This is a genomic window from Planktothrix pseudagardhii (assembly GCF_904830925.1).
GTDB lineage: Bacteria > Cyanobacteriota > Cyanobacteriia > Cyanobacteriales > Microcoleaceae > Planktothrix > Planktothrix tepida.
This window is the reverse complement of sequence record NZ_LR882967.1, coordinates 2,879,234-2,895,548: the sequence shown is the minus strand read 5'-3', so window position 1 is coordinate 2,895,548 and position 16,315 is coordinate 2,879,234. Positions and strand designations below refer to the sequence as shown.

Annotated in this window: 10 protein-coding genes; 3 read left to right on the top strand and 7 right to left on the bottom strand. The window is 39.6% G+C overall.

Annotation, left to right across the window (positions count from 1 at the left end; translation table 11 throughout):
- Positions 1–71: 71 nt before the first annotated feature.
- The 7 genes from NMK36_RS12205 to NMK36_RS12175 form a co-directional block, all read right to left on the bottom strand.
- Positions 72–248, bottom strand: a complete 177-nt coding sequence (locus NMK36_RS12205; RefSeq protein WP_254173830.1) for a hypothetical protein — start codon at positions 246–248, stop codon at positions 72–74.
- Between the two features lie 330 nt (positions 249–578).
- Positions 579–4,136 carry a PAS domain S-box protein gene (locus tag NMK36_RS12200; RefSeq protein ID WP_254173829.1) on the bottom strand — a complete coding sequence of 1,186 codons (3,558 nt, stop codon included), beginning with the start codon at positions 4,134–4,136 and terminating at the stop codon, positions 579–581.
- Positions 4,137–4,167: 31 nt separating this feature from the next.
- Positions 4,168–4,491 carry a circadian clock KaiB family protein gene (locus NMK36_RS12195; protein WP_254173828.1) on the bottom strand — a complete coding sequence of 108 codons (324 nt, stop codon included), beginning with the start codon at positions 4,489–4,491 and terminating at the stop codon, positions 4,168–4,170.
- Positions 4,492–4,512: 21 nt separating this feature from the next.
- Positions 4,513–4,839, bottom strand: coding sequence for a circadian clock KaiB family protein (locus tag NMK36_RS12190; protein ID WP_254173827.1), 327 nt, complete (start codon positions 4,837–4,839; stop codon positions 4,513–4,515).
- Positions 4,840–5,091: 252 nt separating this feature from the next.
- Positions 5,092–5,580, bottom strand: coding sequence for an Hsp20/alpha crystallin family protein (locus tag NMK36_RS12185; protein ID WP_254173826.1), 489 nt, complete (start codon positions 5,578–5,580; stop codon positions 5,092–5,094).
- A gap of 317 nt (positions 5,581–5,897) precedes the next feature.
- Positions 5,898–7,709 carry a response regulator gene (locus NMK36_RS12180; RefSeq protein WP_254173825.1) on the bottom strand — a complete coding sequence of 604 codons (1,812 nt, stop codon included), beginning with the start codon at positions 7,707–7,709 and terminating at the stop codon, positions 5,898–5,900.
- Positions 7,710–7,980: 271 nt separating this feature from the next.
- Positions 7,981–8,898, bottom strand: coding sequence for a hypothetical protein (locus NMK36_RS12175; protein ID WP_254173824.1), 918 nt, complete (start codon positions 8,896–8,898; stop codon positions 7,981–7,983).
- Positions 8,899–9,384: 486 nt separating this feature from the next.
- Between NMK36_RS12175 and ctpB the strand changes: the two genes are divergently transcribed.
- The 3 genes from ctpB (at position 9,385) to NMK36_RS12160 (ending at position 16,266) form a co-directional block, all read left to right on the top strand.
- The gene (ctpB, locus tag NMK36_RS12170) at positions 9,385–10,683 is read left to right on the top strand and encodes a carboxyl-terminal processing protease CtpB (protein ID WP_072717382.1); all 1,299 of its coding nucleotides are present in this window, start codon (positions 9,385–9,387) and stop codon (positions 10,681–10,683) included.
- Between the two features lie 150 nt (positions 10,684–10,833).
- Complete coding sequence (locus NMK36_RS12165; RefSeq protein ID WP_072721533.1) at positions 10,834–13,599, top strand: tetratricopeptide repeat protein; 2,766 nt, start codon at positions 10,834–10,836, stop codon at positions 13,597–13,599.
- Positions 13,600–13,737: 138 nt separating this feature from the next.
- A complete protein-coding gene (locus NMK36_RS12160; protein ID WP_254173823.1) occupies positions 13,738–16,266 on the top strand; it encodes a tetratricopeptide repeat protein in 2,529 nt (842 codons plus the stop codon).
- Positions 16,267–16,315: the final 49 nt, after the last annotated feature.

The following is a 16,315-nucleotide window of genomic DNA, read 5'->3' as shown; positions in this document are numbered from 1 at the left end:
ATAACTCAAAAACGAGGCTACTAATTCTACATCATTTAGTTCAGACTTAGGATGCTATTTTACCATTCCACTTAGACTACTGCTAATTTTTTAACGGTTTTTTCAAGAGATGCGGTATACTTCAGAATCGAGGCTTGAGCCGCAGTTAAATCGGGCATTTCTTGCCAACAGTGGCGACACCGCCAAAACAGATGACCTCGATGAAAGTGTCGCAGCATCGGATGAGCACAACAGGGACAGTTTGGCATAAACGTTTGTTAAACCTCATGAAAAGGGATAAGGGATCAATTACCCGCCTGGGAAGTAAGTTTTAAAACAGGATTAAAATAATGATTTGACAATAAAAAACAAATTTGAAGAACTTTTGAAGATTTGGCAAATTCGGAAAACTGTAATAAATCTATACATTTTGAATAAAAAATATAGCAGGGAATAGGGAATAGGGAATAGGGAATAGGGAACAGGGAACAGGGAACAGGGAACAGGGAACAGGGAACAGGGAGGAAAAGATTTCTCTGTTTACGTTTTAGCATCAGTCTATGTCCTAACACCCCCGGCGCGACTGCTATCAATCAAATTCACGCGAAATGATCACAGCTTTGGCTAAAAATACACACCTGATTTCGTCCCTGTTGTTTAGCTTGGTATAACGCAGCATCCGCCGCCCGTAAAATGGACTCTCCCGTTACACCTTGGGCTGGGAAGATGGCAAGCCCTAAAGATAAGGTAATCTGACCTAAATCTTGATAGTGATGTTGTAGCTTCAGATTTTGAACTTCAATTCGGATTGTTTCTGCCCTTTCCTCAAGAATTTCCAGAGAAACTTCAGGTAAAATCAGGGTAAATTCCTCTCCCCCATAACGGCAAGCAATATCTGAACCCCGGATATGTTGTTGTAAAAAAGCACCCAGTTTTTGTAAAACAATATCTCCTGCATCATGACCATAGTTATCATTATAATGTTTAAAGTGATCAATATCAATCATCATCACCCCTAAACAAAATTTCTGACGTTGGGCGCGGCTAATTTCTCGTTCTAAAGATTCTTCTAAATAACGACGATTATATAACCCCGTTAAACTATCTCGAATACTTTGATATTCTAAGGCTTCTCGTAGTTTTAAATTAGCTAACGCTAAAGCAATATGTTCCGCAACAGCGATTGCCAACCGTTGTTGGTCTTCAGAAAGTTGTCCGGGTTCCTGAGAAGCCAAACATAATAATCCCAAGGCATCTCCTTGAGCGGTCATGGGAATACAAAGATGTTCAACCGCAGGTAAAGGAACCCCAGATGACTCCATTGCCGTTGTCACTGCTCGGCCAATTTCACTAGAATTGATTAATTTGAGTTGACTCCTATGTAATTTTTTATAGATATGTTTACATAATAAATGACTTTTAGGAGAAGCTACAAAATGAGATCTTCCTCGACGCAATGCCCAGCAATCTGGAGGGCTAAAAACACTTTCACTCAAGGCTTCTATATTTCCCCAACTAGCAACCATTTCCACTAAATTTTTAGAATTTTTAGTCACAAATAAACTCCCCGAAAGATGGGGGAAAAAAGGCTTGAGTAATTCATTAATGACTTGATACGCTTCTTCTGTTGAATTACACGCTTGTAAGAACTCACTCATTTGACCGAGTAGCACAGTTTCACGGTTTCGTTGTTTCAAATCATTCACCCAACGGGTGAGTTTTTCATTCGCTTGTTGAGCCGCTTCTTGGGTTTGCTTACGCTCTGTAATATCACGACAAGTCACCGCTAAACCATCGAAAAGGGGAACAACTTGCAACTGTACCCATTTGGCTTTAACATTCGGGTCAGAAACTGCTAATTCTTCCTCAAATCCTTTATGGGTTTTGAACCCCCGCAGATATTTATCAAAATATCCCCATTGTCCCCAAGGAAAAATCTCATAAAGTCCTTTTCCGAGTAAACTTTCTTTATTTTGTGAAATCATTTCTTCCGCTTTAGAATTCATATCAACCAAGATAAAATCAATTGATTTTCCCGCTTCATCTCGACAATTTTGTAATAGAAAAAACGCATCTAAACTGCCATCAATAGCGGCTCTAAACCGGGATTCTGAATCCTGAAGAGCGACGGTTGCTTTTTGCCGTTCAATAGCTTCTTGTTGCAGGTCGTTAATGGCTTTTGCTAATTCTTGAGTGCGCTGTTCTACTCGTTCTTCTAGTTCTTCATTAATTTGATGTAATTGATTTTCTAAGAGTTTCCGTTCCGCAATTTCTCGAATTAATTCATCATTGGAAGTTGCCAATTGCAGGGTTCTTTCCTGTACTTTAATTTCCAGGTCTTCTTGAGATTTTTGGATCGCTAATTCTACTTGTTTGCGATCGCTAATATCCCGCATAAAAACCGTTAAAATTTTACCTTGATCTAAAAACAACTCAGAAATAGAAACCTCAGCCGGAAATTCCGTACCATCTTTGCGACGACCGATGACTTCACTATAATCTTTAATATTTTTAAATAAACAACAATTTGAAGATACTAATTCTAAGTTAGATTGATCATGTCTTTCAATAAAAGTTTTAGAAATTAAAAGACAAAAGGGCTGTTTTAACACTTCATTTGCCGTATAACCAAATATTTTTTCAGCCCCTTGATTAAATAACGTAATTTGTTGCTCTTCATTAATAGAAATAATGGCATCTTGAGCCATATCTAAAATGCCAGCCAAGCGCAAACCCGAATCGATAATCGCTTGTTCAGCTTGCTTTGCCTTGGTAATATCTCGATTAATTTTTAGAATAGCAATCGGATTTCCGTCCCCATCTTTTTTGAGCGACCAACTACTATGAATAACCACAATATTTCCTTGACGGTTGGTTTGAATTAATTCTCCTTCCCAATTTCCTTTCTCAAACACTTCTTGGTGAATTTTATCAAGGGGTTTAGGAAATTGAGTGTTTAAGATTTTAACTAAATTTTTTCCTAATGCTTCTAATTTAGAATATCCATAAAGTTTTTCAGCCCCTTGGCTCCAATAGGTAATATTATTATTCAAATCAACGGCAACAATTCCATCATTGGCTAAATCTAAAAGTTGAGTCTGATCTTGTAAAATTTGTTGAGTTCGGGCTTGTTCTAATAGTTCTTGTTTTAACCGATGATTTAAAGATTCTAACTCGGCGGTACGTTCAGAAACTTTGATTTCCAGGTCTTCATTAATTTTTTTTAATGCTTCTTCTGCCCATTTTCGCTCCGTAATATTGGTTAGAATCACCACACAGCCTTTGAAAGAATTATGGGGAATTGAAAGGGGACTAGCACTCATAAGAAAGTTGAAGGTTTTGCCATCATCTCGCAGAAATAATACTTCTTGACCTTTATAGGGATTCCCATTAATAACGGAGGCGATTGAAAACATCGAATTGTTCTCTTTTCCCAAGCCAGACTGACCGCCATTAGAGTTGGGGAAGAGTTCAAGTTTAATCATGTCATCGAAATTAGAAAGCAGTAAATTTTTACCTAAAATTTTGTGGGATTCCTCGCTGGCTCGAATAATTTTTCCTTGATGATCACAAACAATAATAGACTCTGCCGCTTGTTCTAACAGTAGCCTAGTTAACCGTTCTTGAGCAATTAACTCTTCATCTCGTTTTTGTTCTGATAAATCCGTAACAATTAAACATCCAACGTCAACCCCTTTTTGATTTAAGATGCTAATGGAAAGATAAACCGGAACCTCAGTTCCATCCGCAGCAATTAAGATTAATTCTCCTTTCCCGGAACCCAAACTAGCCTTCTGACATAAAGCCTCAAATAGCATAATGTCAGAAGGGGAAATAAATTGTTTAAAATCGCTACCAATTAATTTTTTTAACGGGGTTTTGACTAAAGCAGCGAGTCGTTTATTACAATAAAGCAATAACGTACTATCGGTAGTAATCGTTGCCGCGCCTTCTTTCATTTCTTCGACTAAAAGTCGATAGGAAGAATCCGCCCCTTGCAGGGTATAAACTTGCTCTCCCTGTGATCCCGCAATCACTAAAGCATCCACCTCTCCATTGCCAATTGCGCGTAATGTTTCCTCGGCAATTGATAATTGGTAACGCAGATTATCAACTTCTTGTTTTAATTCTAGTTCTGATGGTTTAAAGTTAACCATAGTTAACTCTCAAATCCGGGAAAAACATGATTTAAAAGGATAAATTTAAAGCCATGAGGATTCTTTCAGTTTGAGATAAATCTCCAATAACTCGTTGTAAGGGTAAGGGTAGCAGTCGAATCAAAGTTGGGACAGCGACGATGGGTTCGCCTTGGGTCAATTCGGGTTGCTGGTAAACATCAATTACTTCTAAATCATAATGATCTTTTAAGTAAGTTTCACAAATGTGTTTGATGGTTTTTAAAGCAAGAATTGACTTGAAATTAGTTCCCGCAATATATAAACGAAAGCTGTAAAAATTTTCCTCTCTTAGTTGCTGAAATTCCGGTTTAGATTGCAGAGAATGAGATTTCATGATTTTTCCTTGTGTATTGAATTAAGGATTTTTCCACTCTTCCCCTTTCCATAGCTCTAACCCCACTAAGACTTTTTCAGGATTGGATAAATCTCCAATAACTTGCTTCAAGGGTTGGGGAATGGTGCGAACTAATGTAGGAAGGGCAAAAATTTTATCTTGCTGGGCGAGTTGCGGATTTTCTAACAAATCGATAATTTCAATTTGATATTGACCCTGGAGATACTGCTCACAAATTTTTTTCAAATTGGTGAACGCTGTAATCGCTTTAGGTGTTTGTCCAGCAACATATAAACGAAGTTCCCATAATTTGGGTTCATCGGGTTCCAAGTTGTCTTGATTATCCATGATGTGGTGGGTTCTCCAAATTTAATGACATAAACTGTCATTGCAAGTTTCGCTAAATACATTCTAATCACAAAATACTCAACCGGATGATTAATACAGGTTAATGATGGTAAAACCAACTGGGTTTACTGAACGAATAGAAAGGGATTAGAGGGTTGATCAATGATAGTAATTTAGACTCAAACTCAAGTATGATTAACCAGTAGTAGCTGAAATATAATGTAGACTCAATTAAAACATTATTGTTGCCATTCACTCTCTAGCCACAGATAACCTTTTAACCGTTGAATCACAACGAACGATAATTCCTTGAGTCCGGGGTGGAAAGGTTTGTTGCTTGGGTAAAGTGAGTTGTAATACATTCCCCTGAAATTCTGCTGTCACGGTTTCGGGATGCACCGAATAAGGTAAAGGAATCAAACTTTTAAATTCTTGGGCTGGATAGGTAAAATCACAATAACCCAAAATTTGTACCTGTTCAATCTTTTCTCCCGCTAAAAAAACCGTTTCGGATGTTACCCGAATTTCCAAATCTTCGGGTTGAAAACAGGGAATTGAGATGTTTAAAAGAAGATGGGTTGACGTTTCCAGCATTTGGACATCCCGAATCGGTGTTGTTCCCTCCTGAGCGACCCAAATGGTGAGGGGGGGATTGGTTGAAATCGGGTTATCGGTGAGAAACTGTATCCGTTGATACAAATTCCCCAGAAACTGCCAAATTTTTAAATTCTCGAAAATCATGGATTGCTTCTGCTAAAGTTTCCTGATAAATTCCCGCGCTCAAAGTGAACAGGTGTTCATTTGATTGCTTTTATGAATAACTTAGCAAGGAAATTTGAAGAAAATTTGAAGTTGAGTTTTGATTTCTTAAGATTTTTCTCATTACGAATTACAAATTGGGAAAGGGTTTGGTGGATTTAGTACAGACCCTTCTGAACACAGTCAGTTATCCCGTCAGGCTATGGCCACTCTTGCTTTTGGCCCGTTTGTATAACTGTAATGTGTAGTGCTATAGCCGACTAAAATCGCCAAAATTATTTGATTTCAACGTTCATCGATTACAAAGTAGGTTGCAAACGACGCCAAATTTCGGTGCTTAGGGCTTCGGCTCCCATGTCCTTACTTAGATATTGGGAAGCCCCCACCGCAAATGCTTGGACAATTCTACTTTCTTCAGTATAAGCTGAAAAAAAGATGATGGGAAGATGTCGCCATCGTTGATCAGTGCGTACCGCTTGGCAGAGATCTAAACCATTAAAACCCGACATTTCCCAATCTAATATTAATAAATCGGGATGACAATCTAATAGCACCTCCCAAAAAGCTTCCGGGTTTTCTAGGGTTGTAACGTTTATACCCATTGCATTTAACAAGTTACTCATATAGCTCAAAAGAGCCGGATCATCATCCACAACTAAAACCCGATTTCCCCTTCCCCGTCGAGACCAGGAGAGTACCTCTGTCACAGCTTTTAAAATTTCATAAGCCGGTAAAGGTTTAGATAAAAATGTCTTTACACCTAAACGAGCAACCGTAACACGAGCCTTTAAACTTTGCCGTCCAGTTAAAGTAATCACTGGGATTTGAGGAATCCGACGGCTGAGTTCTGCTAATAACGTTAAACCACTTTCTTGAGGATTAGGAAAGGTTAAATCGAGTAAAATAATATTAGGAGGATTTTGACTAATCATTTTACGAGCAACGGAAAGATCCGTCGCAATTTCAACTCGCAACCCCCAAGCATTGGCTTCAACTCGAATTTGTTCTGCTAACATTAAGTCATCATCAACAATTAAAATCAAGGGAGAATAAGCAACGGGTTCTGAAGATAAAGGAATTAATAACGTTTCTCGACTAGCTTCCAAACTCAGGGTTGCGACTAAATCAGAAATTAATTGACTGTCTTTAATATCTAGTTGAGGATGTTCTAAAAGATGTTCAAGTTCTCGCGCCACTTTTGATCCTTCCTGCAACCCAAAAAGTCCCAATGATCCCGATAATTTATGAGCTTCCTGTAAAGCTTGTTCTTGAAGTTCTGGGGTTAATTTTCTTTCAACTAAAGTAGAAGCAACTTGTTCTAAAATGGCAATTTGTTCTTTAACTTTAACTTTAAAATTTTGCCAAACCTGAGCGGTTTTTTCCCGAATTTGCTGTCGAGAGTCCGTCGGAGAAACCATTACTTTAGACTCAGCAGGATTGGAGGGTTCTCGTAACCGATATCCCAACCCATGAACCGTTTCAATTAAGTCTGCACTTCCCGCAGCTTTGAGTTTTCGACGCAAACATTTAATATGGGTACTCACGGTTTCTTCCCCCGGAGATTCAGCAAAATCCCACAGTCGATCTAAAATTGCCTTGCGGCTAAAAATTCGCTTAGGATTGAGTAGGAATAGTTCTAGTAAACAATATTCTTTTGAGGTTAAGTGAATCAACTGATCTTCACATTTAACTTCATTGTTAATCGGGTCAAAATAAAGATTTTCCCAAGTCATTACCGCCGAAGAAACTGATTTTCCCCGACGCAACAAAGCCCGAACTCTTGCCATTAATTCATCGGGGTCAAAGGGCTTCACCACATAATCATCGGCTCCCGCATCTAAGCCCATCACCCGATCTGTACTGCTATCTCTAGCAGTTAATAACAGGATGGGGCTTTGATATCCCTTAATGCGGAGTTGTTTACAAACACTAATCCCATCTAGTTTAGGAATACAAATATCTAATAAAATTAAATCATAGGTAAAACTCTCAGCCAGTTCTAAGGTGGTTAAGCCATCTGTTGCCGTATTAATAGTATATTGATGACCCAGAAGAATTTCACCTAAGGCGGCACTGGTGAGGGGGTCATCTTCGACCAACAAAATTTTCATTAATATTCCCTCCGTTGCTGAGTTTCATCACTCTTACCGGGGCTATAACTCTAGGGTATTTCATTATTGATCTTAACCATAAATTCTTAAGGATTCAACCTAGGAAATTTCCCCGACTTAGATCGGTTCCAGGGTCTTACCCCCATAAGATTCCTGGAAACTCTAAATGATAAATTAATATGCAATCTTTAACGGTTTTGGCTACAAATACTTGTCGGATACCTATTTTCTATCCCCTATCCCCTATCCCCTATTTCCTATTTCCTATTTCCTATTTTCTATTTTCTTTTTTCTTTTTCCCCTGTTCCCTGTTCCCTGTTCCCTGTTCCCTATTCCGTTCTGAATTATTCTTTTTTGTTTGCTGTTTTAGGAGTTCAGGAGGAATTATAAACTGTAATTCCCCATTCTCTTGAGTTTTGATTTCAACTCCTAACTTTATTAATTCTTGAATGGCTCGTTTGCGAACTAACTTATCTTCTGTCGCCCAATAAACCATCAACCAACTTTGAATTCGGATGAATTTATTATCAGGATCTTGACTTAATTGTTCTGCAAATTCTCGTAGACGAGGCGCAAAAGCGTGATCTGGTGTATTCTCAGCCCATTTTGCTGCCATTTGATGAGAGTTCACCGAAGCTTGAGTATCTCCTAATAATAATAATTCATCAACGCCTTTTATTCGCCAAACTAACCAAGATCTGATATTTTTTTCCGGGGAAAGAGATTTCAAGCCACGCTCTATCAACTTAACCGTTAAATCAGGTCGGGCTTGGTAAAAAGAAACTGATGTAGATAGGAAGTTATACATTTCTACCCACAGGGGATCATGGGTAACCATCACATCAAAATAATGATTTAACAATTCATAATCTGTTTTTTGACGAGCGGGATCATCCCCAAAATATTGCAGAAAGCCTAAAAAACCCCAATCAGCCAGTAAGTTATTATAGCCTAGGGCGGGTAAGGTTTTCAGCAATTTTAACCGGGCTAATTCCTGTTTTTGGGCTTGCTGGGCTGCGGAAGTCGAAATCTGATCGGATTGTGTTGATTGAGTACCAGAAATGTTTAAACCATCGGGAGCATAAAGTTGTAGTCCTACAATACTAGCTAACGCGATTCCGGCAACCGCAATCGGGACAAAGATGGATAAGTCCTTTGAGAAAGCCAATTTAGCTGGAAGATGAACCACAATATTTTTCAGAATTGATCGCGCTTTTATTTAAAAGCATATCATAAATAATTGACAAGAGTTTGATAAACTCTCGTTTAACACTGAATCAGGGTATCGGTCAGGGCGACTGAATTTTTATGATCATCAGTAACGACAACCCTACCCGTTCAATTGTCAGTCAAGCTATAATTAGAACCGAAACAATTCAGTCAGGAAAATCCCCATACTGAAATGAAGGAGCAGTTAGAGGTTTTTGGGCTACAACAGTTCTGAAAAAGCTGAATTTTAGGAACCCAGAGGATTCGAGTTAGACCCGATTTGTCTGTCTCAATCCCCCCTCAAATTAAGAAAATTTCCCCAGGTAGACGGTAGAAGCCATTAATTTTAACCGTTTTTTCCTTTTACCTGAGTCATTGATCGGCAGATCAGTTTAAAATCTAATCAAGGCTTTTATCCCTGGCTTAAACTGGAAGTCAAGGATCTCAAGCGATATAGGGAGACTCAATGAACCAGAACGTGAAACGCTTTTCTCCGTTCCGTCAAGCCCTGTTTACAGGCGCACTCGCCACCGTTACCGCTTTCATGATGCCCGCTTGGAGTAGCAGCGTCAACGCCACCCTCAAAGATAGCCCGAAAGCAGTATTGGACGAAGCTTGGCAGATTGTGAATCGAGAGTTTGTCGATGGCAACTTTAACAAAGTCGATTGGCAAGCCCAACGGGAAGAACTTCTCAGTAAGAACTATACTTCGCGTGAAGCTGCTTATGCGGAACTCCGAAAAGCCTTGGAAAAGCTCAAAGATCCTTACACTCGCTTCATGGATCCTAAGCAGTACGAAGCATTAACCAATCAAACCGCCGGGGAATTGACGGGGGTGGGAATGCAACTGACGGTGGATGAAAAAACCCGCATGGTTACGGTTATTGAACCGATTAAAAATTCTCCCGCCATGAAAGCAGGAATTTTGCCAGGGGATCGGGTACTGTCCATTGATGGAGTCTCCACCACAGGAATGACCGTTGAACAGGCGGCTAATAAAATTCGGGGAGCCATTGGTACCGATGTGAGTTTACGCATTGGACGCGAAGGCGGAAAAGAATTTGATTTAAAGCTGACCCGCGCCCGAATTGAACTGGAAACGGTTACCTATCGTCTCAATACCGAAGGCGATCGCAAAATTGGGTATATTCAACTGCGGGAATTTAATTCCCATGCAGCCGAACAAATGCAAGCCGCCATTGAAGCCTTAAATCAACAAAAGGTTCAAGGATTTGTCCTCGATTTACGCGGAAATCCAGGGGGGCTATTGCGTACCAGTATTGAAATTGCTCGAATGTGGATGGATACTGGAGCAATTGTTAGTACCGTTGATCGCAATGGCAAAAGTCAGGAAATTCGAAATAACCGCACCGCCATCACAAATTTGCCCGTTGTTGTCTTGGTCGATGGAAATTCTGCCAGCGCCAGCGAAATTTTAGCAGGAGCGTTGAAAGATAATCAACGCGGCGTGGTTATGGGAACTCAAACCTTTGGTAAAGCCTTAGTACAGTCGGTGTTTTCCCTCTCCGATGGTTCAGGATTGGCGGTGACCATTGCCCATTACTACACGCCCAATGGCACGGATATTAGTCATAAAGGTGTTACCCCCGATATTAAAGTGGATATTTCTGATGATCAGAAAAAACAATTAGTCACTGATCCAAAGTTAGTGGGGACACCCCAAGATCCATTCTACGCAAGAGCTATTTCGATTCTCGTGGCAGGTTCAGGAAATCGCCCCCTGGCTATTAACGAGTCTAAGTAGTGATCAGTTATCAGTTATCAGTTATCAGTTATCAGTTATCAGTTATCAGTTATCAGTTATCAGTTATCAGTTATCAGTTATCAGTTAATAGAAAATGGGCAGTCTGGCAATGGAGAATAAACAACAGTCAACACTTAACAGTAAAAAACTGTGAATTCAAGCCTTGAAACCTTAATCCAGTCAGCAGAAACAGATGTAGATGCAGGAAATGTTCGGGAAGCTCACGCGACACTTTCGGAAATTTTCGCACTCGATCCTTATTGTGCTAAAGCTTATAAAATTTTAGGGGATTTGTATGAAGTTCAAAGCTTATTTACAGAAGCGATTTCTGCCTATCAAAAGGCCATTAAACTAGAGCCAAATTTTGTTGAAGCTTATGCTTATTTAGCTCAGGTTTATCGCAATACAGGGGAATTTGATCACGCCTTATTCTGCTATAAAAAAGCTTTAAGTCTGCGTCCAGATTGGACAGAGTTATATTTTCAATTAGGCCAAGCTTATTCCTGGAGTGGGGATGTTCTAAAAGCGATTCGCTGCTATCAAAAAACCTTAGAACAAAACCCCCATCACGTTTATGCCTATTTTGCCTTAGCAATAGCTTATGGGGGATTAGGAGAAACGGAACGAGCCATTGCCCTTTATCAACACATTATTAAGTTACAACCCGATTTAGCGAATGCCCATAATAATTTAGGATGTTTATTGTTTGCGAAAGATGACTTCGCAGGAGCGATAGAAGCCTGGAATAATGCCTTAAGATATAATAAAAAAGAAGAAGATAATTATTCGATTTATAATAATCTAGGCCAAGTTTTTACTGCTCAAAATAAGATTACAGAATCAATTCAATCCTATTATAAATCTGTAAAACTCAAGGATGATTTTCCTCTTGTTTATAGTAATTTAGGTAAACTTTATCAACAACAAAACCAACATAAAACTGCATTTTATTGTTTTACAAAAGTTATTGAATTAGATCCTGATAATCGATTTGCCTACACCGATTGTGGAGCTTCCTTACTGAAGTTAGGTCGGATTGATGCAGCTTTGCAGTATTTTCAAAACATTATTTTACGAGAGCATCAATTTATAACAGGCTATTGTCAGAGGGTAAAAGAACATTTCAGTGATGATGAATTGTCCTTAGCCCAACAAGCTTGTGCTAATTTTCTCATCGCTTTAAAACAGTGGGATAGAGAAATCGGAAAAGATTCTACAACGATTTATAATTTTCTAATTCAAACCCATCTTAACCTCGGAAATGCCTTAGTAACCTATGGCAAGTTTGAGCAAGCGGTCAGTTACTACCAAAAAGCTGCCCAAATTTACCCCCAATCTATTGAAATTTACCTAAAATTAGGCAATTGTTTATTCAAAATTCAGCAACTTAATGCTGCATTAACAGTTTATCAAATCGCTCGAACGTTACTGAAATCGGGGTCAGAGGTTTCCCTTGTTCAGGAGCTTGAAGTTTATTTGCAATTAGGAAGAATTCTGGAAAAACAGGAAGATTGGGACGCGGCGGCAAACTACTACAACACCGTTTTACAGATACAGCAACAGCCCGGTTTTCAATCTTTACTTTCTAACTATCCTTTAACATTAAGGTTACTGCAAGACTGGGCAAGAACTGAAGTAATAAAGCACCCCCAAAAAGTGTGTGATTCAACCTTAATCTGGCTAAAAAACCATAATTTACAGGATAGTCATTATTATTCCCGATTAGGATTATTAGCTTCTGAGGGAAAAAATAGCCCAGGTTTAGAGAATGGGGAGAAAACTCCCTGTAAAATTCCGACACAATGCGGGGGATTAGACTGTCAACCCTGTCTCAAGCGTGTATTTCAATCTTTCCCCTGGAAAAATTTGGGACATGGAATTCAAAAGTGTGGGATATCAGAGAGTAACATTGCTTCAACCTCTTTGTTTGTGGCGATCATTCCTAATGGACGAGCTTGGATTGTTCCCCAAGAAAATTATTGGATGGTTTGCAAAGCGATCGCCATTATCACACCCGATAACCAACTATTAGCGGATGTTTCACGCGAATATCCAGCCCCGCTTCCCGGTTGTCCCAGTTATGATCCGATGCAGCATCAAGTGTTTCAAACCGAACAGTTACCGCCCCTACAGCAAATTGAGGGACGAGTAGCCGTGTTGTCGGGGTTGTCGGGAAATGTCTATTTTCATTGGATGGTAGATATTTTGCCACGGGTGGAATTGTTGCGTCAAAGTGGAATTGATTTCAACACAATTGATTGGTTTTTAGTGAATAGTCAACAAGCCTCTTTTCAACGAGAAACCTTAACTCGTTTGGGGATTCCGGAATTTAAAATCTTAGAAAGTGATCACTTTCCCCATATCCAAGCCCAACAGCTAATTGTTCCCTCATATCCTGGATATATGGGATGGTTACAACCTTGGGCTATTGATACGTTGCGGCGTTGGTTTTTGCCCAGGGGTGATAATCGGAATTATCCTGAACGCATTTATATTAGTCGAGGAGATGCCCGCTATCGTCGGATTTTGAATGAAAACGAAGTGATTGAATTGTTGCATCCCTGGGGGTTTGTTGTGGTGCAACTGGAGTCGATGTCCTTTTCCCAACAAGTGGCTCTGTTTTCTCAAGCTAAAGTGATTATGGGAGCCCATGGAAGCGGTTTAACCAATATTATGTTTTGCCAACCGGGAACCCAAGTCATTGAATGGGTGTCTCCCCACTATAATCGCCATTATTATTGGGTGATTAGTCAATATTTGGGATTAGAACATTATTCTCTAACGGGAGAGGGCTTTTCTTGCTATCCCCTGCGGGAGTTAATGTATCAAAATTCCTTGACGGAGGATATTTGGGTAAATCTCGTTTCTTTAAAACGGTTATTAGAAATGTTATTTGTAGAAAGAAAACAGGTTTAGGGCTGTGGGACAAGGAGTAGAGTGCATCTAACACTCAGAAGTTAACAGTCAATATCAAAAACTTGATATCAAAAACCCAAAACCCAGTAGAATTAGCTTTGGGAAGATCCCGATTGAGTGTCTGAACTGAAACCAACTATGTTACCTAACGAAATTCGCGCCCGCAGTGTACAGTTTCTCCATCAACAAGCAGAAATCTATTTTAATCAAGGACAATTCGAGGATGCGATGAAGGCTTGCAACCAGTTGTTGCAGATTCAGTCTGATTATGCACCCGGTTGTAAACTGATGGCGGATATCTTACTCCGACAAGGGAAACTGCAAGAGGCGCAGCAATGGTATACCCGGACGTTACAAGTTCAACCTAATTGGGCCGAAGTTCATGCTAATTTGGGCAGTCTGTACGCTAAAGCGCAACAATGGCAACAGGCAATTGCGTGTTATGAGAAAGCTGTCACCCTAAAACCGAATTTTGCAGGTGCTTATCGGAATTTAGCCAGAGTTTGGACACAACTCAACGAACCGAAAAAATCAGCACAAGCCCTATATCAAGCCTTGACCTTAGAACCCAATCAAGCAACGGCAGAAGAATATTTTAACCTCGGCCATCAGTTAGGGCAGCACGGTGATGTCAAAGCCGCAGAAGCTTGTTATCGGACAGCAATTCAACTCAATCCTAATTTAACCGCAGCCCATCAAAGTTTGGGAACCCTTCTTCAAGGGCAAGGTAAAGCTCAGGAAGCCACACAAATCTATCGCCAAGCCATTGAGTTAAATACTCCTCAAGCCCCCTCAGACACCTTAGCCGCAGCCACAGCCAGAACAACCGTGACAGTCGCTTCACCTCAAGATACCTTAGCGGGAGCGATGCAACAACCCATGGTGAAAAATGGGACAACACCTGTAAGCAATCATCCTAGTAATCCTCAAACCTATTTAAAGCAAGCTCAAGCTTATTGTGCCTTAAAAGAATGGGATCAAGCGATCGCAGCTTGTCAAAAAGCGTTACGATTAAAACCCGATTTAGCGGAAGCGTATAAAATTCAAGGCAATGCCCTGCAAATTTTAGGGGAAATGTCGGCGGCGGTTCGCTGTTATTCCAAGGCCTTAGAAATTCAACCCCAATATCCTGAAGTTTATGCGAATTTAGGCAGTTTATATGCTCAAGAAGAACGGTTAGAAAAAGCAGCTTCTTATTATCAACAAGCGGTTAATTTAAAACCCGATTTTGCTGGGGTTTATCGCAATTTTGCCAAGGTTTTAACCCAGATGGGGCAGTTAGAACAAGCCTCACAATGCTTGGAAAAAGCCTACAGTTTAGAACCAGAAAAAGCCACACCCGAAGAACATTTTAATTTAGGAAATACCCGCTTTAAACAAGGTCGATTAGACGAAGCGATCGCCGCTTATCAACAAGCCTTGAAATTAAATCCTCAGTTAGCGGGAGCCTATTATCAGTTAGGTCAATTATATTCTACAAAAGCAGAACTAGATGCAGCGATTCAGGCTTACCAAAAAGCCTTAGAATTAGAACCATCCCGCTTAGAATTTTATTATGGGTTTGCGGATTTCTTCAGCCGTCAAGAATGTTGGGATGACGCCATCAGAGTTTATAACCAAATTTTAGGATTAGATGCTAATCAAGCCGTTGCTTATTATAAAGTCGGGGAGATTTTTAATCGTCAGTGGCGGTTAGAGGAAGCCGTTAACCTGTATCAGAAATCCATTGCTTTAAATCCTAAATTAGTATCTTCCTATTATGGATTAGGAAAAGTTTTAGTTAAACAAGAAAATTGGCAAGATGCTGTTCAAGTGTTGCGCCAAGGAATACAAATGAATCCCAGTGGAGATGCAGAAGCTTATAAAGGTTTCGGAGATGCACTTGCCAAAATTGGGGAACGAGAAGAGGCAATTAAAGCTTATCAAAAATCTGCTGAACTTGATAGTAATAATGCCGAAGTTTATCAAAAATTAGGGGATTTACTGCGAGATCAGGAACGATTTGAAGAAGCCATTATTGCTTATAATCGTTCTATTGAAATTGATCCAACTGTGTTTTGGACACAAAACAATTTAGCCGATATTTTCTTTAAACAAGAACGGTGGGAAGATGCAATTGCAGCTTATCAAAATGCGATCGCTTTAGATTCTAGCTATTCGTGGTCATACAATAGTTTAGCCGATGCCTTAGTTAAATTAGAATGCTGCGAAGAGGCAATTCCTGCTTATGAACAAGCCATTAAACTCAATCCTCAGTTTCCTTGGTCTTACTATAATTTAGGGGAAGTTTTAACTCAATTAGAACAGTGGGAAGAAGCAGTTGTAGCTTATCGAGGCGCAATCAAAGTTCAGTCTGATTTACCCAATATTCAGGAAAAACTCGCCGATGCGTTGAGAAATCGAGCTAAATTAGATTTACAGGAATCCTTGGGATATTATTATCAAGTGATTCAAGAAAACCCTGATCACGTTGCTGCTTATCATAAAGCCATTGAGATTAAACCCGATGATCCTCAATTGTATATTCAATTAGCAAATACCTTAGTCAATCATGATCATTTGGATGGGGCTATTGTCTTCTATCAAATGGCATTGCAATTAGAGCCAGAACATCCCGAAGTCTTACAAAAATTAGAGGGAATTGTCGAAAAAAAAAAGCTAGGTTAAATCCTTACTTTTCTTCCTCTCAAACTCAATCTGAATATGAACAACTCTA

What these genes read in the sequence shown, in the direction of transcription:
- NMK36_RS12205 (WP_254173830.1), bottom strand. Translation starts at nt 248, where the DNA reads ATGCCAAACTGTCCCTGTTGTGCTCATCCGATGCTGCGACACTTTCAT.
- NMK36_RS12200 (WP_254173829.1), bottom strand. Translation starts at nt 4,136, where the DNA reads ATGGTTAACTTTAAACCATCAGAACTAGAATTAAAACAAGAAGTTGAT.
- NMK36_RS12195 (WP_254173828.1), bottom strand. Translation starts at nt 4,491, where the DNA reads ATGAAATCTCATTCTCTGCAATCTAAACCGGAATTTCAGCAACTAAGA.
- NMK36_RS12190 (WP_254173827.1), bottom strand. Translation starts at nt 4,839, where the DNA reads ATGGATAATCAAGACAACTTGGAACCCGATGAACCCAAATTATGGGAA.
- NMK36_RS12185 (WP_254173826.1), bottom strand. Translation starts at nt 5,580, where the DNA reads ATGATTTTCGAGAATTTAAAAATTTGGCAGTTTCTGGGGAATTTGTAT.
- NMK36_RS12180 (WP_254173825.1), bottom strand. Translation starts at nt 7,709, where the DNA reads ATGAAAATTTTGTTGGTCGAAGATGACCCCCTCACCAGTGCCGCCTTA.
- ctpB (WP_072717382.1), top strand. Translation starts at nt 9,385, where the DNA reads ATGAACCAGAACGTGAAACGCTTTTCTCCGTTCCGTCAAGCCCTGTTT.
- NMK36_RS12160 (WP_254173823.1), top strand. Translation starts at nt 13,738, where the DNA reads ATGTTACCTAACGAAATTCGCGCCCGCAGTGTACAGTTTCTCCATCAA.